Source organism: Eudoraea sp., assembly GCF_049665975.1.
In the GTDB taxonomy this organism is placed as follows: domain Bacteria; phylum Bacteroidota; class Bacteroidia; order Flavobacteriales; family Flavobacteriaceae; genus Eudoraea.
This window is the reverse complement of record NZ_JBATGR010000172.1, coordinates 13102-34739: the sequence shown is the minus strand read 5'-3', so window position 1 is coordinate 34739 and position 21638 is coordinate 13102. Positions and strand designations below refer to the sequence as shown.

The window sequence follows — 21638 nt, the reverse complement described above, 5'->3', positions numbered from 1 at the left end:
GGGCTGGGGCTATCCCGGTTATGGCTGGGGCTATCCTGGTTATGGTTATGGTTATGGTTATGGTTATGGTTATGGAAGATATTCATACAACAGTAGCAGGAGAGGTTATTACGGCAATAATTATACTAATGCTTTAACTTCAAATTCATTAAGAGGAAGATCTAATCTAACCTCAGGAAGAGGAAGGTCTAGTTTAACATCAGGAAATGGAAGAACAGCTTCCCGTTCCAGATCTATTAGTTCAAGATCAGGGACAGCCAGAACTGCTTCGGCTACGCGAAGTTCCGGTGCATATAGATCGGGTACAACGGCAAGAAGAAGCGTGAGTCCTGATGCCATTGCAAGAAACAGGGCATATAGAACGAGCAGAAGCACGAGATCTGTTCCCGGATATTCAAGAAGCACAAGAAACAGTAATACATACAGAAGAAATTCTCCGGGAAACAGCACATATAGCAGAGGAGCAGCCAGTACAAATACTGCCAGAAGAGCTTATGGAAATTCTACTCAAAGAAGTTCTGGTTATTCCAGGTCGTCATCCTCCATGCCCAGAACCTCCGGCTATAGTTCCGGAAGAAGTTCGGGGTCTAGAAGTTCATCTGGTTATCGAAGTTCTGGAGGGTCCAGAAGTTCAAGTGGCTATAGAAGTTCCGGAGGGTCCAGAAGCTCAAGTGGCTACAGAAGTTCCGGGGGGTCTTCAAGATCTTCTGGTAGCATGAGAAGTTCTGGCGGTGGTTCCAGAAGTTCCGGGGGTGGTTCCAGAAGCTCCGGAGGTGGTTCCAGAAGTTCTGGTGGAAGCAGGGGCGGCAGACAATAATTCCAAAAATCAGTAGTATTTAATTCTTATAAAATGAAAAGAAATATATTTTTCATCCTGGTATTGATATGTGGGACTCTAAGCGCACAAAATATTGAGGATGTACTCAGATACAGTATTGAAAACACTCATGGAACAACTCGTTTTCAGGGTTTAAGTGGGGCTTTCGGAGCTCTTGGAGGTGATCTTTCCGCATTGAATATCAATCCCGCAGGATCGGCAGTTTTCAATAATAGTCAGTTTACCATGACAGGAACGAACTACAACCGCAACAACGATGCAACCTATTTTGGGACAACCAACAATACCCGACTTAATTCATTTAAAATTAATCAGGTAGGTGGTGTTATGGTATTTAAAAATAATAATGAAAATTCTGATTGGAGGAAATATTCACTGGCTTTTAACTATGATCTGGTAAATAATTTCAGCAACCAGTTTTTTTCCTCAGGTAATGGTAATGAAGGTATTGACAACTACTTTCTTGCCTATTCTCAGGGCCAGTCTTTAGGCCCTTTGTTTGTTCAGGATGGTGAATTGATTGAAGAAGCCTATCTGGATATAGGGAGTAGCCTTGGTTTTGGACCGCAACAAGCATTTTTAGGTTTTCAGGCAGGGATAATTGATCCGGTAGATTTTGATGATGACAACAATACCGAATATTTATCAAATGCAGAATACAGCACCGTAAATCAGGAATTTTTGCAATCGACAAGAGGATATAACAGTAAGTTCACTATGAATTTTGGTTCTCAATACAAGGATTTTCTATATATGGGTGCTTCCCTGAATTTTCATAGTATTTATTATGAGAAATATACGCAATTGAGCGAGAGAGGTTTTGATACGGCTTCAGAAATTCAATTTATAAATTTTGACAACCTACTTATCTCAAGGGGTCAGGCTTTTTCCTTCAACTTAGGAGTAATTGCAAAATTGAATAAATATTTGAGACTTGGAGGAAGTTATCAATCCCCTACCTGGTATGATTTAAGGGATGATTTATCACAAAGAATTAATTCTGATTCTCCTGTTAAAAACACGGATATAACCTTTATAGATTTCAACATTGTAAATATTTTCCCAAGGTATAAAGTAAAGACTCCCGGCAAATTTAATGGAAGTATGGCACTTGTGTTTGGCCCCAATGGCCTTTTAAGTTTTGATTATAGCTATCAGGATATGTCCAATGCCGAATTACGACCTACATCAGATGCCAGTTTTGCAACCGTTAATTCCGAGATTGGCAGAGAACTTAGGGCGGTATCTACTTTCAGAGTTGGTGGGGAATACCGGATAAAACATTTAAGTCTGCGTGGTGGCTATCGTTACGAACAAAGTCCTTATGCAAATAAAATTACCATAAGTGATTTAAATGGATTTTCGGCAGGTATAGGTTATAACTTCGGAAGCAGTAGAATAGACTTTACTTATAGCAGATCTGAACGAGATGCTAATGTTCAACTTGCCGATGTAGGAATAGCAACGCCTGCAAACGTAAATGGCATTATGAATAATTATAGCTTCGGGTACACCATTAATTTTTAAGCTCAAAGTATTAAAAAAAAGCCCTGAAGTAATTCAGGGCTTTTTTTTATCTCACAAGTGAAAAATGAGTTCTAATGGTATTGGCTACCTGCACCCCGTCTTCATCGCGTTCGTACTCAAGGCGGAACCAATAATCAGAGGAGGGCATGGGCCTGCCGTTAAAAGTGCCGTCCCACCCTATAGTAGTTTCATCCAGTTGTTTTAATAATTTGCCGTATCGGTCAAAAATGAAAACTACCGGATCTGTAAGTGTCTCAATTCCAATGATATTCCATGCATCGTGAATACCATCTCCGTTAGGTGTAAAAAACTTGGGGTATCCTACAACCAAAAATTCAATGGGCTCTGTGGTTCCACAGCCATTTTTATCATTTATTATAACGGAATTCAATCCGGGAGGAATATCCATAAATACAGAATCATCCTGAAATTCGCCACCGTTTATGGCGTATTCGTACTCACCATCACCATCTACAAAAAACTCCACATTATTACTATCGGACAAATCATCCAGGATTATTATACCATCCGGGTCCGGAAACAAAACCGGAATTCCATAAAATGTAATTAAAATATCATCTGTTATAGTAGTGGCAAGTGTAGTTAATATTGAAACATAGTACCGCCCCGAGGTTGGACTAATTACTACCAACTCTGCGCCGAGTGGGCCTGTACCCGGGAGGGTTGCATCTATAGTTCCGTCATCGTCGTAATCGACTGTCCAGGTGACCGTGGCAATATCGGGCCCGGCCGGGGAATTTAATGCGGTTAGGGTTATATCAGGATCACCTTCGCAGGCAATTATATCCAGTCCTAAAAATTCATCCCTAAGGGTACAATCAAGCGCTGTATCCTGATCTGCATCCACAGAGCTGCCTGTAAAGGTTAACGAAAAAGGCTCAGGATTTCCATCAAAGTTAGTATTGAAATTGTTAATCAGAAGATAGTAGACTTCTCCAGCAATAACGTCTATCCATTCATCATAAGTATTTTGGTTGGCGGTTAAAGGCGGTGCTCCTTCCTGACCATTTTCAGGGTTAACCCCTACCCCGGTAAAGTTTGTACTATTTACTTCGTAATTGCATCTAATGGGTTGCGCCGTTCCATTACTTATGTCAGCGCAATCTGTATCCGGACCGTACAATGCAAAATCATATTCGGAGGTTATTGTGGTACCCAAGGCTGGCAATGCCTCTATATCAAAGCCAATCTGACCATCTGTCCCTGCCCTGAATACATACCAGGATGTATTGTTTTCAATATTTGCAGAACTGACACTCCCTTTTTCCAAACAACCACTTAGCCTTATATCATCAGGATCAAAATCATCAACATCGCCAAGGCCATCAGTAAATGATAGAATTGGCGCATCGGCACAAACGGGGATGGCACTTCGGCAATCTGCAGAATTCTGCGCCATAACTCCCATACAGAAAAAGAGCGTGAAGCACAAGGAACTAACGGGTGTTCGCATAGATTAAGGGGCTAACATTATATAATTAATCAATACTATAACTCCAAGGGCTAAAATTTAGTATATCTCGTCGAAGTTTTTCTGCACTTTATCGATAAACAACCAGACGTTAAAAATGGAAACTTTTATCTTTTTAAGGCAAAATGATTGTTTATATACCTGGCCTCAACAAGCTGGCCTTGTAAATCTGTATATATGAGTTTAAACCAATAATCTGAAGATGGCAATTCCCTGCCATTAAAAGTTCCGTCCCAGCCCAGACTACTGTCATCCATCTGTTTTAAAAGCTTGCCGTATCTATCATATACATAAACTATGGGGTTTTCCAGGTTGGATACTCCCAAAATATGCCAATAGTCATTGGTTCCATCACCATTAGGTGTGAAAAAACTAGGATATCCTACTACGATAATGCTTTCGGTAACAGAACCACAACCGTTAAGATCATTAATTGTAACCGTATGTGCGCCGGGTGGGACATTGCTGAAGATATTGCCTGACTGAAATGGTTCATTGTCTATTTGATATTCAAAGCTACCCATCACATCCGTTATAATTTCTACTGTATTATTGTTTTGGAGATCCTCTATAATAACATCTGTTATTACCGGAGTTTCAGAAACTACTACTGTAATTAAACTGGATGTTGAACACGGTAGTCCCAATTGATTATTAGTAACCGTTAATGAATAATTTCCTGCCTGAGAGACCGTAATACCGGGGGTTGACTCTCCTGTATCCCAGGAATAAGTATATAGAGCGTCGGGAGTTGTTTCACCAATGATTACGCCCGCTGAATCTTCACATATAAAAATCTCGGTAGGAAAGTTTAAAACAGGGGTTTCAACAACACTTAGCTGAAACTGTTCAGAGGCGTCAAAGCATCTTGGATTTTCCAATGAGGTGGTTCGAACAAAAATGGTTTCAGTACCAATGCTCAGCGGATATGATGATATTAATGAATTTATGCCAAGCATGGCATCATTTTGTGTGTTATGATAGGTAACCATAAAAGCTGCAGGATCCTGTGTACCTAAGGCCTGACTATCTTTTTGAGTTAAATTAAATATCCCAGCATCTGAACAAACAATTTCATCTGTAATAGAATTTGTAATCGGTGATGCATTGAAGGCCACCTGAACATCGCTTATTATATTTGTCATGGTTGTAGTAATGACTTCTACCCTGTACATGGCAGATACTGTTACATGAAGCGTTGGGCCGGTTTCACCTGCTATTGGTTGAAAACCCGATCCTGTGTCATTGTACCAGGTATAGCTTACAGCATTGGATGCGGTTCCATCCAGAATTATATTCTCATTATCGCAAGCGGCCAGTGGAGGTCCCAGGAGATTATTTATAATGGAACAATCCAGCGCATCAAATGGGTTGGTTGTAAAAATATTTCCAGAAAATTGAATTGAAAAACCCGAATTATTGTTACTAAAATTATTTATCATCAAATAGTAATCCTCACCCGGCATTACATTTAACCAATCTTCATAAAGTACTGTATTTGTGTTTCCGGTTGGGTCTTCCCCTACTCCCATAAAGGTTTCTGCATCACTGTTATCAAAAAAGTTACAACGGACAGGCTCTCCCAAACTGTTACAGTCTGCTGCCCGGTATAAGGCAAAATCCCAGTCCTCAGAGGCATCAAAACCTATATTGAATCCTAACTGTCCCGATGCCCCTGTTCTAAAACGATACCATGCAGAATTAGATTCTATTGAACCGCTTATTGTTTGTTCCAGGCAACCACTTGTTGTATCTCCGTTGAAATCATCAATACCATAACCCTGGGTACCCCCGTTAACCGGAGTATTATTGCATATGGGTACGGCATTACCGCAATCAGCTGCTACCTGGGACAAAAGTGAAGTTGTCCCAAGAATTGTTAATAACCAGAATAATAAGATTTTACTCTTCATAAACAGGCACACGGTTTGGAATATATAAAAATACCCTGTACCTCTGCTTAACACTAATTTATGTTGTGTATGGCCCTAAACATAGTATAAAGTGCCATATTATGTATATCTTTGCCTTTCCAAAAAGAGGTATCCGGATGAAATTAGACAGTACATTGGAAGAACACTTTGATGACTTAGGAAACGATCACGTATCCGCTTCAGAACAAACCCCAATTAGAAAAGATGCATTTGTTTTAAGTGAGGAAGAAAAAGTTGGGCGTATTCGCGAAAATGTCAGGGAAATTATGCTTACCCTGGGGCTGGACATGGAGGACGATAGCTTAAGTGGGACACCAGACAGGGTAGCTAAAATGTATGTAAAAGAACTCTTTGGTGGTTTAAATCCAAAGAAAAAACCAAAATCTTCTACCTTCGAGAATAAGTACAAATATGGTGAAATGTTGGTGGAAAAAAATATCACGGTTTATTCTACTTGTGAGCATCATCTTCTTCCAATTGTTGGAAGAGCCCATATAGCTTACATTTCAAGCGGTACAGTAGTTGGACTTTCCAAAATGAACAGGATAGTTGATTATTTTGCCAAAAGACCACAGGTGCAGGAAAGGCTGAATATTCAAATCGTAAAAGAACTTCAGGAAGTATTAGGCACCAAAGATGTTGCCTGTGTTATAGACGCGAAGCATTTATGCGTAAATTCACGTGGAATACGCGATGTGGATAGTAGTACAGTAACTGCGGAATACGGTGGCAAATTTAAAGAAGATGCCACCAGAATCGAGTTTTTGGATTATATCAAAATGGAGACCAATTTCTAATTGTATATCGCAACAATGCAATTATATAAAACCCAACACCTTAAGGTCTATAATTCCCTTTCCAGTACCAAAGAACTATTCGAACCTATTAACGAAGGACATGTAGGTATGTATGTATGCGGTCCCACGGTATACAGTAATGTACATCTTGGAAACTGCCGAACTTTTATGTCATTTGATATGATCTTCCGATACCTAAGGCATTTGGGATATAAGGTGCGTTATGTAAGAAATATTACAGATGCAGGCCATTTGGAAGGCGATGCTGATGAAGGGGAAGACAAAATTGCAAAAAAAGCAAGGTTAGAGCAAATAGAACCTATGGAGGTTGTACAGCGCTATACCGTGGATTTCCACAATATTCTACAGAAATTTAATTTTTTACCTCCTAGCATTGAACCAACTGCTACGGGTCATATTATAGAGCAAATAGAGATCATTAAGGATATCCTTAAAAAAGGTTATGCCTATGAAGTTAATGATTCTGTCTACTTTGACGTAAAGAAATTTAATGAAGATTATGAATATGGCAAGCTGAGTGGCAGAAAGTTGGAAGACATGATCTCCAATACGAGGGAACTTACAGCTCAGGACGATAAGAAAAGTCCTCAGGATTTTGCTTTGTGGAAAAAGGCTGAACCACAACATATAATGCGATGGCCTTCCCCCTGGGGAGATGGTTTTCCGGGCTGGCATCTTGAATGCACGGCAATGAGTACAAAATATCTTGGTGAGAATTTTGACATACACGGAGGCGGAATGGACTTGAAATTTCCTCATCACGAATGTGAAATTGCACAGGCGGAGGCCGGCAACGGCCATTCTCCGGTTAAATATTGGCTGCATGCCAATATGCTTACCTTAAATGGTAAAAAGATGGCAAAATCTACCGGTAATAATATTCTGCCTAATGAGATCTTTAGCGGTGATAATGGCATCCTTAGCAAAGCATTTTCACCTTCAGTTGTACGCTTTTTTATGATGCAGGCACATTATACCAGCATTCTGGATTTAAGCAACGAAGCCCTCCTTGCCTCAGAAAAAGGGTATCACAGACTTATGGATGCAATTACCGGTCTGGAGGCGCTAAATACGGGTACAAATTCAGATTTCGATATTACGGCGTGGAGGCAAAAGTGTTATGATGCAATGAATGACGATTTTAACACCCCAATTCTAATTGCAAACCTTTTTGAAGGAGTTAAACATATCAACCTCATAAAAGAAGGAAAAGAACAGCTTACCGCAGATGATAAAAAAATTCTTATCGAGACTATGAATAGTTTTGTATTTGATGTTCTTGGCCTGGAAAATAAAAATGATAGCGGAAGGGATTCAGAAAAGTTATCAGGTGTTGTTGAATTACTTATTCAATTGCGCAATGAAGCACGTACCAACAAAGATTTTGGTACATCCGATAAAATCAGGGACCAGTTGGCAAATCTTGGTATTCAGCTAAAAGATAGTAAAGAGGGAACAACATTTAACGTCTCCCCGTAAATTGCAGTATCTATTGGGTTAATACTTTCATGTTTATTTTTATGTAATTCCTAAAACTAATTACGACTATAAATTAGTATTTAAATAATATTCTTCAAGGTGAAAAAAATTCTAATTGCACCCTTTGTACTTCTAGTCAGGTTCTACCAGTTGGTAATTTCACCTTTAACTCCTGCCAGTTGCAGATATAGTCCTACATGCTCTCAGTATACCCTTGAGGCGTTAAAAAAACATGGGCTATTCAAAGGAGGCTGGTTAGCCATAAAACGAATTTTCAGTTGTAATCCCTGGGGTGGAAAAGGATATGATCCCGTTCCCTGACCTGCTAAACTTAGATACAATCAGAAATTTATTTAAATCTTATCCCCACCTAAAAATTCCCTAAAAAGTACAGGAAAGTTAAGGTGCTTTACCTTTGGTCTCTGTTCAATTTTCTTATCTTAGCCGCTTAATATCTTCACTATGTATTTTTTAGGTTTTACCTGGAATCCGGATGGCACCCTTTTTAAAATTGGTGTATTGCAAATTAAATACTACAATCTTTCATGGATAATAGCCTTTGCCCTGGGTTGGTATATTATGAAAAAGATTTTTTTAAACGAAAAAAAATCCCTCGAGCAACTAGATTCCCTTTTTATTTACACTGTACTTTCAACAATGCTTGGTGCACGCCTGGGACATGTCTTTTTTTATGACTGGCCTTATTACAAAAACCATCTTGTAGAGATTCTGCTGCCGATAAAAGAGCGTACAGGAAGTACATTATTCGGCATTATTAATGGTTATGAATTTACTGGTTTTACGGGCCTTGCAAGCCATGGCGCCGCTATAGGCATCATTATCGGTATGTATTTTTTAAGCAAAAAATACAAGGACCTCAAAATGCTTTGGGTTTTAGACAGGGTGGTTATTACTGTTGCTATTGGGGCCTTTTTCGTAAGACTAGGCAACTTCTTTAACTCGGAGATAAATGGTAAAATAACCGATGAAAATTTTGTTTTTGCGACGAAATTTGTGCGTGATTCAGATGATATGCCGGCTGCATCGGCAGTACAAATTACCAAAGAAGGGTCTATTAATGCGGCATATACGGCTTTGGAAAATAATCCAAAGTTTGCCGAATATTTCAGTGCTATTCCTTTCAGACATCCTGCTCAATTGTATGAAGGTGTCGCTTATATATTTGTTTTTCTAATTCTGTATTACTTCTACTGGAAGACTGACAAAAAGAATCAGCCAGGTTTTTTATTTGGTTTATTCCTGGTACTCCTTTGGACCATTCGGTTCTTTGTAGAATTTGTAAAGAAAAGTCAGGGTGGTTTTGAAGAATCATTAGGGTTATTATCAACCGGCCAATGGTTAAGTATTCCTTTTATTCTTATTGGATTTTATTTTATGTTCAGAAAAAAAAGCGTCACTGCCTAGTGAATATCGACTTAATATAAGCTAAGATGAAAACATTAAAGTTTTATGGTATTTCCCTGATTTTGGCATTGATAACGCTTAATGGCTGCAAGGAAGACCAGAAAAAGGTAGTCAAAACTGAGCCTGTAACATTTACAAAAGAAGGCGAACTTACAATCTATAAGGAACAGACAGACTCTGTACTCGTAAAATACAATATAGAAATTGCGGAATCTGATTATGAGACGCAGACGGGCCTTATGTATCGGGAATCCATGGAATTGGATCAGGGTATGTTTTTTATCTTTCCAGACGTGCTTTTTCATTCATTTTATATGAAAAACACCAAAATACCACTCGACCTCATTTTTATAGATGATAAACTTAGGATTGCAAGCTATAAGGAAAATGCACAACCAATGGATGAGACAGGCCTGTCGTCTGAAGTTCCTGTTCAATATGTCCTGGAACTTAATGCCGGACAGCGAAAACAACATTCTTTGGAAGTTGGTGATCGCATAGCGTTTATAAGATTGTAAAAAGTAGAAAATGAACTTACTTCTTGAAGGGGAGGAAAGTAATCGTCTTATTTTCCGTAAAGTATCGAAGACAGATTTTAATGCCTGGTTACCATTTCACCAGGAACCCTTAAGTTCACAATATTTTGCGGGAGAGATCTTTGAACCTCAAGTTGCCTGCCAGAATTGGTTTACGAAGGTATTTACAAGATATAAAAACAATTTAGGTGGACTAAATGCACTTATAAGCAAAGAAAACGGCCAACTTGTGGGAATGTGTGGTCTCCTGATCCAAACCGTAGATGAAATTCAGGAACTGGAGATTGGTTATTCTATCTTACCTGAATACTGGAAAAAGGGATACGCCACAGAGGCCGCAAAAAAATGCAAGGCTTATGCCTTAGAACACAAATTAGCAGAATCCATAATTTCAATCATACATATAGACAATATTGGATCTCAAAAAGTTGCCCTGAACAATGGGATGCATTTAGATAAAACAACTACCTATAAGGGCATTCCTGTTCATATTTTTAGGGTATTTTCTTAGAAATCCTGATTTTTGACCAAAACCAGCCAATTTTTATTTTATTCGGTCGTTACTAAATAAATCGCTCACAGTTTTAACTGCTATTGGTTTGAAAAAAACCGTTCACATAACCTACATCACTACTATGACCATTATAGTTTTGGTAGTTACCCTATATTTATTTTATACGGGTTACACTTACTATGGCACCCCATTGGAAGAACGATTTTATCACCCCAGACATAATTGGTTTAAACCAAGCGGCATATATGGACAAGGTTTGGGTATTATCGGTACATTCATGATCCTCTTTGGTGTAGTCATATACATTGCCAGAAAACGCTATAATTTTTTAGCTAAACAAATAAGACTTAAATACCTACTCGAATTTCACATTTTCCTGTGTACCCTTGGCCCTATTCTGGTACTCTTCCACACTGCATTTAAGTTTGGAGGTATTGTATCAGTAGCCTTTTGGAGCATGGTTGCTGTAGTACTTAGCGGAGTAATCGGAAGATTTATCTATAATCAGATACCGAGAACAATTGAGGGCCGGGAATTGAGTATGAACGAACTTCAGCATTTGAAAACCGATATGGCCGTAGTGTTACATCAACGATTTAATCTTGAGTCGAATACTATAGATATTGTTACCGATCTAATGAGTGAAGAAAACACAATTGACAATAGGAAAAAGTTAGGGTATTTAAAAAAAGTACTGAGCCGCAAGGACCTGCCCAAAAAAGACAGGAATACCATCTTACAAATGGTAAAAAAGGAAATAGTACTTTCAAATAAAATAGGCAGATTACAAATGATGCAAAAACTTTTTAAGTACTGGCATGTGGCCCATATGCCCTTTGCTTTGATTATGCTCATTATTGTAGTCATTCATGTGGCGGTTACACTTGCTTTTGGTTATAAATGGATATTCTGATGAATGAAGTGTTATTAGAACAGATAATAGTGTATGGCGTAGTGCTACTTTTATGTGCATTCACCATATTTTTCTATCTGCGAAGAAAAAGCAAAAAGTCGCTTGAGACAGTAAAAAAAGTTGCTGTTGCCAAGGAAGAAGGATTATTTGAACCCATTTCCCTGTATCCGCATATTGATCTTACCGCTTGTATTGGCAGTGGCGCCTGTATTACTGCATGCCCGGAAAAAGATATTATAGGAATAACAAATGGTATTGCCACCGTAATTAACACTTCTAATTGTGTTGGTCATGGCGCCTGTTTTCACGCTTGCCCTGTTGAGGCTATATCGCTGCGCATAGGGACAGAAACCAGAGGTGTGGATCTCCCTCATGTAAGTGAAGACTACGAGACTAATATCAAAGGCATGTATATAGCCGGAGAATTAGGTGGGATGGGATTGATCAAAAACAGTGTTGAGCAGGGCCAGCAAGCGATGGAGAATATTGCAAAACAGAAAAAACCAACTAAGGAAAATGTTTTAGATGTAGTCATAATAGGTGCAGGCCCTGCGGGGATTTCCGCAACTCTTGAAGCTAAAAAACAGGGATTAACTTGTATAACATTAGAACAAGATTCCCTCGGGGGAACAGTCTATACCTTTCCAAGGGCAAAAATTGTAATGACTTCTCCCATGGATTTACCACTTTATGGGAAGGCCAAATTATACGATACTTCCAAGGACGAATTGCTTCAATTATGGAAAAAAGTTATTTCTGAACAGAATTTAGAAATTCTTGAAAACACCAAGGTTGAAAGTATTACACCTAGTGAAGGCGAAACTTTTAAAATAGTTACCAATACCGGTAGTGAATACATTTGTAACCAGGTGCTATTGTCTATAGGTAGAAGAGGAACGCCACGAAAACTAGGTATTCCGGGGGAAAATTCACAGAATGTAGCCTACAGATTGCTAGAACCAGAACGGATCGAAGAGAAAAAAATCATTGTTGTGGGCGGAGGTGATTCTGCAATTGAATCTGCCCTTCTATTGTTGCAAAATAATAATGAAGTACTACTATCATATAGAAAAGACAAATTTTCAAGGCTGAAACCCAAAAACAGGGAAAAAATTGAGCAGGCAATAGCTGATAAATCTATCAGAGTAGTATATAATTCTAACCTGGTATCCATAAACGAGAAAAGTGTTTTAATGAGCATTGAAGGAGACGCAGCCACGGAAATTGAAAATGACCTTGTATATATTTTTGCGGGAGGCGAATTACCTACTGGCTTTTTACAAAATGCAGGGATAGAGATTACCAAACGTTTTGGTCATGTCCTTAAATCTTATAAATAAATGGATTGAACAACCATTTTAAACATACAATTTTCCTATTTGTTATATGCCTGACCACGGGCTATGGTCAAATATCTCCTGGTGATTTGTCTCAATCTCACGCAAATCTTGAAGGGATGAGTAATTGTACCCTATGCCATGATCTTGGCGACAAAGTATCTGACAAGAAATGCCTGGATTGTCATAAGGACATACAATCGTTAATCAATAAAAAAGATGGCTATCACGCGAATTCCAGTGTAGTTAAAAAAGACTGTTTTGAATGTCATAGTGATCATCATGGTCGTAATTTTGATATGGTCCGTTTTGATGAAGATACCTTCAACCATGACCTTACCGGTTATGAATTAGAGGGTAAACACGAGGAAGTGGATTGCAGAAAATGCCATATTTCTGAAAATATCCAGGACAGAGAACTTAAAAAGAGAAAAAATACATTTCTGGGCTTAGATGAAACTTGTCTTTCCTGTCATGATGATGTTCACCAAAAGACCCTTACCAATGATTGTTTGGCATGTCATACTATGGAAGCTTTTAAGCCGGCTTCAAACTTTGACCACGATACAGCCGATTATAAATTGGAAGGGGAGCATTTGAATGTGGATTGCATTGAATGCCACCAGATAACTACAAGAAACGGTAAGGATTTTCAAATATTTAAAGATATTCCTTTTAATGATTGTATTTCGTGCCATGAAGACCCTCATAATGAACAATTACCAGGACAGTGTTCACAATGCCATACGGAGGCTTCCTTTACATCTTTTGCAGGTTTAGAAAATTTTGATCATAATTCTACTAATTTCACCCTAAAAGGGAGTCATCAAACTACAGATTGCTTTGCATGTCATACTGATACCAATAATCCTCTGACCGTTTTTCAGGATAAAAGCAGAATCAGTGAAAACAGTTGTGTAAGCTGCCATACAGATGTGCATAATGGGGAATATGGCAATGAATGTGTAAAATGTCACCGGGAAACCAGCTTTTTGTCATTAAGATCTATGGATTTCTTTGACCATACCGTAACCGATTATCCCCTGGAAGGAAAACATGTTGAGGTAGATTGCAGGCAATGTCATAAAAAAAGATTTACTACACCAATAGACTTCACGGCTTGTAAAAATTGCCATGATGATTATCATAGGGGAGAATTCAAGGAAAATAATGTTTCTCCAGATTGTGTGGAATGTCATTCACTGGAAAATGGATTTGATTACAGCCTTTACACGCTCGAACAACACCAAACCACCTCCTTCCCTTTAGAAGGTGCACATAATGCCACTCCGTGTTTTGCGTGTCATGTTAGTGAAACGGAAGACAGATGGAGCTTTAGAAATCTCGGAACAGATTGCATAGACTGTCATCAGGATATCCATGAGGGCTACATAAGCGAAAAATACTACCCCAATGATGAATGTAAAATATGTCATATAAATGAGGCCTGGACCCTCGTCAATTTTGATCATAGCCTAACAGATTGGCCATTAGACGGAAAACACATTGAGGTAGATTGCAGAGAATGTCATTTTGTTATGTCTGACAACAATACTACCTTTAAACAATCGTTTAACAAATTAGGGGGGCAGTGTATAACTTGTCATGAGAATATTCATGATGATACATTTGCCATTGAGGGAGTAACAGATTGTACAAGGTGTCACATCACGGATAGTTGGTTTCCAAAAAGGTTTAACCACAACCGTACATCCTTTCCACTGGAAGGGGAACATACAAAAATAGCGTGTAGTGCATGTCATGAAGTTGCTTCTGCAAATGGAGAAACAGAGGTAATATACAAACTGGGTAAATTTAAATGTATAGACTGTCATCTCTAATATTCCTGTTATTGGGCTGCTTACCGCTTTTGGCTCAGTCACCTCATGGTGATGACTTGGATATGGATTGTGTTAAATGCCATAACCCAGGAGGTTGGAACATCAACTACCAAACCATTCAATTTGATCATAGTAAAACCGATTTTCAATTAGAGGGAACTCATGCAAATGTAGATTGTAAACTATGCCATAGCACCAATGTATTTGACCAGGCACCTATGGACTGTGCTTCTTGTCATCTTGATATTCACAGCCAATCTGTGGGGAATGATTGTGTGAGATGCCATACTTCTGAGACCTGGCTGGTAGACAATATTCCCGAACTGCATGAAGCAAATGGATTTCCTCTCATAGGAGTTCACAGTAATCTTAGCTGTATAGAGTGCCATAACACAGATAGCAGTAATCTTAGAATTGATCCTTTGGGAAATGAATGTATTGATTGTCATCAGGATGATTATGCCGCCACTCAAAACCCAAATCACCAACAAGCCGGTTTTTCAACAGATTGTATTGAATGCCACAGCCCGCTTGGATTCGGTTGGGACTCAGAAAGCATAAACCACGACTTTTTCCCTTTAACTGAGGGCCACAACATACAAGATTGTACGCAATGCCATACAACTGGCAACTATTCAGATGCATCTCCTGAATGTGTTTCGTGCCATCAGGAAGATTATGCGGGTACGATGAACCCAAATCATTCTAGTTCGGGTTTCTCAACAGATTGTGTGGCCTGCCATACAACAAGCCCGGGTTGGATGCCTGCGGTTATTAACCATGACTTTTTCCCCCTAACCCAGGGTCATAATATTCAGGACTGCACCGAATGCCATACCACACCCAATTATGCAGATGCCTCACCGGAATGTGTAAGCTGCCATCAGGAAGATTATGCGGGTACACAGAACCCTAATCATACAAGTTCGGGCTTTTCAACAGATTGTGTAGCCTGTCATACCACTAACCCGGGCTGGATGCCTGCGGTTATTAACCATGACTTTTTCCCCCTTACACAGGGTCATAATATTCAGGATTGTAACCAGTGCCATACCACACCAAATTATGCAGATGCCTCACCGGAATGTGTTGCATGCCATCAATCTGATTACGACCAGACCAACAACCCCAATCACCTGGCGGCAAATTTTCCAACAGATTGTGTGGCCTGTCATACCACCAATCCGGGATGGACTCCTGCGGAATTCGACCATGATGGCCAATATTTCCCCATTTATAGCGGAAAACACCGCGAGGGTGAAGCATGGAACGATTGTGTAGAATGCCATGCGAACCCATCCAACTATGCAGATTTTACATGTTTCACATGTCATTTACAGCCTGAAATGGATGATAAACACAGTGAAGAAAATGGGTATGAATATCTGAGTTCCGCATGTTTACAATGCCACCCCACTGGCGATTGAAAAGGATAAATGAAATTTAAATTACATTTCATAATAGCCTTTATGGCCTTAATCTCGAATGCGTTTGGACAGGACAAACTCCTCCAAGGGCAGGTATCGTTTGTTACCACTAATAACATCTACGTAAAATTTGATGATACTTCAACAATCAAGGTAGGTGATTCTCTAAATTTGACTGGCATGGAGAAGGCCTGTTTAATAGTCAAAAGCAAATCTTCTACATCCTGTGTATGTTCAATTATTAACGATTGTGAAATACAAAAGGGAGATGAAGTACTATTTAACTACGTTCTAAAAACCGAAACTAAGCAGGAAGCACCGACAGAATTACTAGTGGTCGCACCGGTTGTGGAAGAAACCATAGAGCCTATGTATACAGAGAACATTAACGGGTCTGTCTCGGTTTCGGGCTATAGCAACATTAATAGTCAAAGAGAAAACAGGACACGTGTAATGACACGTCTCGCCATGAATGCCAACCATATAAACAATTCTAAATTCTCCTTTAACACCTATTTAAATTACAGGTATATTTTTCAACAGGCAGATAGTACCTCACTTCCACAGAACAGTTTTTTTAGGGTATATAATTTGTCTGTGCGTTATGACGCTTTACCTTCACTTTCTGTAATCGCTGGAAGAAATATAAACCCAAAAATCTCCTCTCTTGGGGCTATTGACGGGCTACAGCTTGAAAAATATTTTGGTAAATTTTATGTTGGTGCAATAGGTGGTTTTCGTCCGGATACCTTTGATTATGGCTTTAATGCAGATTTACTGCAATATGGGGGTTATGCTGGCATAATGACAGATGCTAAAAAGTTTTATTCACAGACAACCCTGGGGTTTGCAGAGCAACAAAATGCAGGGGAAACAGATCGCCGATTTGCCTATTTTCAACATAACAGCACTATTTTTAAAAACCTTAACCTGTTCTCTTCATTGGAAGTGGATTTATACAGTAAAGTAGACGGAGTGACTTCTAATGATATTAGTCTTACCAATTTATATGTCTCTGCACGCTATAGAATTAGCAGAAAGGTTAATCTGATGCTTTCTTATGACTCCCGAAAACGTATTCTTTACTACCAAACTTTTCAATCCGAAATTGACAGGCTCCTTGCTGACGATCTGGCCCGTCAAGGATTAAGAGCAAGACTGAATATCAGGCCATTTAAATACATCTCGGCTGGTTTCAGCTATGCCAAACGGTTCCGAAGTGATGAACAGAATAAATCAGATAACCTTTATGGATATGTTACCTGGACACGTATCCCAGGCATTGGTGGCAGATTATCACTATCCTATAACAGAAATGAATCTAACTATCTGTTAAGTAACATTGGCTCCATAAGATATTCAAGGGATATTGTTAAAAACAAGTTATATGCCGACTTTTATTATAGATTTGTAGATTATAATTATTACAGTATGATAGACACATACCTGCAACATTATATAGGCACAAATCTATCCTATAACATCAGCAGGAATTTGTTATTCAGTATTTCAGGTGAGATGGCCATTACTGAAATTGAAAATAATTATAGAATATACGCAAGAATAGTTCAACGATTTAATAGCAAACAAAAAAACAGGCGATGACACAAAAATTCAACTTTTACTTTTTCATCATACCCCTATTAGTATGCACTATGGCCTGCAATAATGGTCCCAAGGTAATCACACCAACTTCCAATAGTGGTAATACTGAAAACGAAGGTATTTTTACACCTGATCCTGCAACGCGTGTAATTCCAAACCCAACAGCCGAGGTTGGCAATGAGTTGCATAAAGTTGTGGTAGAAGAGGTACTTCCCACCGCCAGATATGTCTATCTCAGGGTTAAAGAGGGGGAAGAAGAATTTTGGATAGCTACAAGGAAAGCAGAAATAAAAAAGGGTGAAGTCTATTTTTACCGAGGTGGTCTTCTTAAAACGAATTTTGAGAGTAAAGAGTACGACCGAATTTTCGACGAGATTTATCTTATATCAAATCTTGTTTCAGAAGATCATTCCCAACATGCAACTACTGTTACAGAACCAAAAAGCAATCCCGAAAAGAAAATAGCAGCCAAGGAAGACATCCCAACCCATACTGAAAAAGTTATAGTTCACAAGGGAACAATTAAAATTTCAGATCTGGTAAATGATCCGAAGAAGTATGAGGGCCATACCGTTCAACTTAGTGGTATATGTGTGAAAGTCAACCCCAATATTATGAGTCGTAACTGGATTCATCTTCAAGATGGTAGTAAGGACGATTTTGACATGGTTATTACTACAAATACATTTGTGCCAGAGGGTAAACAAATAACAATCCGCGCTGTAGTAAGTCTAAATCGCGATTTCGGTGCAGGTTACAAATACGACCTGATACTTGAAAATGGCACCCTTGTGCAGTAATTATGTGGTCCTAAGAAATAATAGAATACTTTCTCTTTTTAAAATAGGCCAGCATACTAATAATAATTATTGATATAACTACCATATAAACCCAACTTGGTATTGGTACAGGATCCCCGGTAGCATAAGAATGCAAACCTGAGAGGTAATAGTTTACGCCATAATAGGTCATGATTACTGACGCTAATCCAAATATGGTAGCGATATTATAAGCAAAAAGCCCGGTTAATTTGGGAATCAACCGCATATGTAGAATAAAAGCATAGACCAGTATAGTAACCAGCGCCCAGGTTTCTTTAGCATCCCAGCCCCAGTAACGTCCCCAGGATTCATTAGCCCATATACCAGCCAGGTAAGTGCCAACACTTACCATAAACAAACCTCCAATTAAGGTTAATTCACTGATATAGGACATTTCCTGAACAATTCTTTTTATACGTGTTTTGTTAGATTCCGTAAGGAATATCATTAGAATAAGATTAATAAGGCCAATAATTGCCCCTAACATTAAAAATCCATAACTGCCTGCTATCAGAGATACATGTATGGTTAGCCAGTAAGACTTTAGAACCGGAACCAATGGAGTAATCTCGGGGTCAAGGAAGCTCAATGTTGAAACAAAAAGAATTGTGGCTGCCAAAACCATGGTTGCGGCGAGTCCGCCAAATGATTTTCTTGTAAACAGTATCCCAGCCAAAGTTGAGGTCCACGCAATATAGATCATAGATTCATACCCGTTGCTCCAGGGTGCCCTGCCGGAAACATACCAACGTAAACCAAGTCCTATAGTGTGTAATACGAAACCGAAAACTATTAATGAAAATAACACCAGATATACCTTTTTCAGACTTACATCGGGCTTGAAAACCGAGTAAAATAAAAAGAACAATAAAGCTATACCCAGGAATATGTAAAATATTGCCAACCGGGTAAAGACATTTAGCTGATTTAATAATATCTCAGCATTGATCTTTGATTCTGAAGGCATTATGGAACCTCCGTTTTCAATTTGATATGTTTTTAATTCTGCTACAAGCCCATCTGCTTGTATGTAATTTCCTGTATTGATTGCCTCCTTCAGGGTTGTTGTATAGCTGTTAAAGAAATTGTCTGCTATCTCTGAGTGGTTATGACCATCATTCTCAGCATGGGCATGCCCGCTGTTTGCCGCCCAGGTATTATTAGGGTCGTTAGGCGTAGGAATTATTTTGAGTAATGTACCCGAGAAGATCATGCTCAAAATATTCACTCTCTCGTCAATTTTTATCAATTCTTTTTCAAAGACACCCCTGTCTATAGGTTCAAGGCCATATACTCTTCTTACCTCTTCCTGGAGTTTATATTTGCCATCGGTTGAGAAAAAATCGGCATAGGAAGCGTAGTCTCCCGGGACACCAAGTTTTTCATGAATGTCCTTATGCTTTCCTAACTTAATAACTCCTGCGGCATACCATTCCTGCTTATTAACAAACATGCTCAGTAATATCTGGTCTGCCGTTAAGCCAAATAAACTTTCCTTACGGGCCAATTTTCGCATCAATTCCCTTGAAAGGGTGTGCATTGGTTTCATTCGCCCCTTAAAATCCTGCACAACCAGCTTACTGAATTTATCCGCATGATCAATATTTACGGAATTCTCAACGTAAGTATTAATTGGAGTAGACTGAGCCGTAACCGAATAGCTTGATAAAAGGAAAAAGAGAATGGCTATTGCTCCTTTCGAACGTAATTTTTTAATTTTTTGGGTGAGTTGGTGAAATCTCGTTCTTTTGCTAAACAAGGTAAGTAGCATACCTAAAGTGAGTAGGCCGTATCCAATATATGAAATTAAGGTGCCCCAAAAATCACTATTAACACTTAAATAAGTGCCTTTCTCATCCCTGTCAAACGAGGATTGAAAAAATCGATATCCCTTATAATTCAGGATATTATTCATGAAGATACGATAGTCCATTTTTACATTTTCCTGTTCGTCTATAAGGGTAACTTCACTTGCATAAGAAGAAGCACTATTGGTACCTGGGTATTTGTCAAGAATAAACTTGTTCAGTTTTATATAAAAAGGGACTTTAATTTCTTTTGCACCATAAGAAATGGAAGCATTCAGATTATCAAAAGTCAGTAATTCGGGCCTACCTTCATTTCCCCGACTACTAAAAACATAGGTTTCCTTTGATTCTCCGTTAACTGAGACCTCCATTAAAAGTGCGGTTAGGCTTTCATTTTTTACTTTAGGGTCTGCAGATTCAATTAGTACCGACCCTTTTTTATTATAGTCGGTAAAAACCACACTATTGGCCCCATCTGTATATAAAGCCCTTAATTTTAGCGGGGAATCCGTATCCGATGGATATATAGTATCCTTTTTCTGGGTAGCCATTACAGTCTGCGTAAGTACTTTGCTGCTTGTAAACACCAGAGATTCATTTCGTATTGCAATATTAAAAGCATCGGGAAATGGGGTGTCCTTAAAATTATAAATCACATTACCAATGCGTTTGGTTTCGCCCATGCTTAAATAATACTCTTCCCGCCCATTTAGACCTCCAATTACAAGTTGCAAAGTTGGAATGCCATCAATAGACTCTGATAAAATCTTTTTTGGATTAGGAATAAAATCCTTAACTCTTATATTAATCAAATCTGAGCCAATGAGGTAAGATTCTTCCCATTTATTATTACCGAGTGAAGCAAACAAAACCGGTTCATTAAAATCATATGTCTGATCATTAGCATTGACCTTAAACTTGAGAAAGGTATTGGAAGAGATAAAACTATTTGCACTGTCGTTTTCCCGGATGTGCATAATACCTTCAAAACCAAAATATCTTGTAATACCTGCACCTATAATAATGATAACAATAGCCGAATGAAACAAGAGCAATGGCCATTTCTTTTGTTGTACCATCCGGAATTTAATGATATTCACTATTATAGTAATGCTAAAAAGAATCAGCAAAAGTTCAAACCACCAAGCCTTATAAACCACTTTTTGTGCCGCAGATGTGCCGAAATCATTTTCAATAAATGTGGCTACCCCAATTGCCCCTGCAAATAGTAATAAATAGAGCCCGGCGGCTCTTGTGTTAAATAATGGCAATAAAATTCCAGATGCTTTCGATAGAAATTTTTTCATTTATATACTTTAGGCT

At 38.7% G+C, this 21638-nt stretch carries 16 protein-coding genes and 1 pseudogene; 14 read left to right on the top strand and 3 right to left on the bottom strand.

All coding sequences use genetic code 11. The features are described from left to right. Positions 1-817, top strand: a pseudogene (locus WBN20_RS06620) (hypothetical protein); the annotation flags it as partial. Positions 818-850: 33 nt separating this feature from the next. Then, positions 851-2365: an OmpP1/FadL family transporter gene (locus tag WBN20_RS06615; protein ID WP_424281142.1), complete on the top strand. Its 1515-nt coding sequence runs from the start codon at positions 851-853 to the stop codon at positions 2363-2365. 46 nt (positions 2366-2411) lie between these two features. On the opposite strand, the gene WBN20_RS06610 is transcribed toward WBN20_RS06615, so the two are convergent. Both WBN20_RS06610 and WBN20_RS06605 read right to left on the bottom strand, forming a co-directional pair. Next, positions 2412-3839, bottom strand: coding sequence for a T9SS type B sorting domain-containing protein (locus WBN20_RS06610; RefSeq protein WP_424281141.1), 1428 nt, complete (start codon positions 3837-3839; stop codon positions 2412-2414). Between the two features lie 125 nt (positions 3840-3964). Continuing rightward, on the bottom strand, positions 3965-5770 hold the full coding sequence (locus tag WBN20_RS06605) for a T9SS type B sorting domain-containing protein (RefSeq protein ID WP_424281140.1): 1806 nt from the start codon (positions 5768-5770) through the stop codon (positions 3965-3967). A 137-nt stretch (positions 5771-5907) separates the two neighbouring features. Here WBN20_RS06605 and folE point away from each other — a divergent pair, with 137 nt between their 5' ends. The 12 genes from folE (at position 5908) to WBN20_RS06545 (ending at position 18486) form a co-directional block, all read left to right on the top strand. Continuing rightward, positions 5908-6588 (top strand): GTP cyclohydrolase I FolE, encoded by a 681-nt coding sequence (gene folE, locus WBN20_RS06600; RefSeq protein WP_424281139.1) that lies wholly within the window; start codon positions 5908-5910, stop codon positions 6586-6588. 15 nt (positions 6589-6603) lie between these two features. Continuing rightward, positions 6604-8088, top strand: coding sequence for a cysteine--tRNA ligase (gene cysS, locus WBN20_RS06595; RefSeq protein ID WP_424281138.1), 1485 nt, complete (start codon positions 6604-6606; stop codon positions 8086-8088). 99 nt (positions 8089-8187) lie between these two features. Then, positions 8188-8409, top strand: coding sequence for a membrane protein insertion efficiency factor YidD (gene yidD, locus WBN20_RS06590; protein WP_424270909.1), 222 nt, complete (start codon positions 8188-8190; stop codon positions 8407-8409). A gap of 141 nt (positions 8410-8550) precedes the next feature. Continuing rightward, positions 8551-9513, top strand: a complete 963-nt coding sequence (gene lgt, locus WBN20_RS06585) for a prolipoprotein diacylglyceryl transferase (protein ID WP_424281137.1) — start codon at positions 8551-8553, stop codon at positions 9511-9513. A gap of 26 nt (positions 9514-9539) precedes the next feature. Then, entirely contained in the window at positions 9540-10031 is a 492-nt protein-coding gene (locus WBN20_RS06580; protein ID WP_424274353.1) for a DUF192 domain-containing protein, read from the top strand. A gap of 10 nt (positions 10032-10041) precedes the next feature. After that, positions 10042-10560 carry a GNAT family N-acetyltransferase gene (locus tag WBN20_RS06575; RefSeq protein ID WP_424281136.1) on the top strand — a complete coding sequence of 173 codons (519 nt, stop codon included), beginning with the start codon at positions 10042-10044 and terminating at the stop codon, positions 10558-10560. Positions 10561-10648: 88 nt separating this feature from the next. Continuing rightward, positions 10649-11476, top strand: coding sequence for a hypothetical protein (locus WBN20_RS06570; protein ID WP_424273910.1), 828 nt, complete (start codon positions 10649-10651; stop codon positions 11474-11476). Continuing rightward, complete coding sequence (locus WBN20_RS06565; protein WP_424272508.1) at positions 11476-12816, top strand: NAD(P)-binding domain-containing protein; 1341 nt, start codon at positions 11476-11478, stop codon at positions 12814-12816. The genes WBN20_RS06570 and WBN20_RS06565 overlap by 1 nt, the downstream gene beginning before the upstream one ends. Before the next feature lie 116 nt (positions 12817-12932). Further along, complete coding sequence (locus WBN20_RS06560) at positions 12933-14654, top strand: cytochrome c3 family protein (RefSeq protein ID WP_424281135.1); 1722 nt, start codon at positions 12933-12935, stop codon at positions 14652-14654. Next, positions 14633-16081 carry a hypothetical protein gene (locus tag WBN20_RS06555; protein WP_424281134.1) on the top strand — a complete coding sequence of 483 codons (1449 nt, stop codon included), beginning with the start codon at positions 14633-14635 and terminating at the stop codon, positions 16079-16081. The genes WBN20_RS06560 and WBN20_RS06555 overlap by 22 nt, the downstream gene beginning before the upstream one ends. 9 nt (positions 16082-16090) lie before the next feature. Beyond that, a complete protein-coding gene (locus WBN20_RS06550) occupies positions 16091-17686 on the top strand; it encodes a hypothetical protein (RefSeq protein ID WP_424281133.1) in 1596 nt (531 codons plus the stop codon). Next, complete coding sequence (locus tag WBN20_RS06545) at positions 17683-18486, top strand: hypothetical protein (RefSeq protein ID WP_424281132.1); 804 nt, start codon at positions 17683-17685, stop codon at positions 18484-18486. Before WBN20_RS06550 ends, WBN20_RS06545 begins: the two co-directional genes overlap by 4 nt. A 10-nt stretch (positions 18487-18496) precedes the next feature. Here the strand turns inward: WBN20_RS06545 and ccsA are convergent, their stop codons facing one another. After that, a complete protein-coding gene (gene ccsA, locus WBN20_RS06540) occupies positions 18497-21622 on the bottom strand; it encodes a cytochrome c biogenesis protein CcsA (RefSeq protein WP_424281131.1) in 3126 nt (1041 codons plus the stop codon). Positions 21623-21638: the final 16 nt, after the last annotated feature.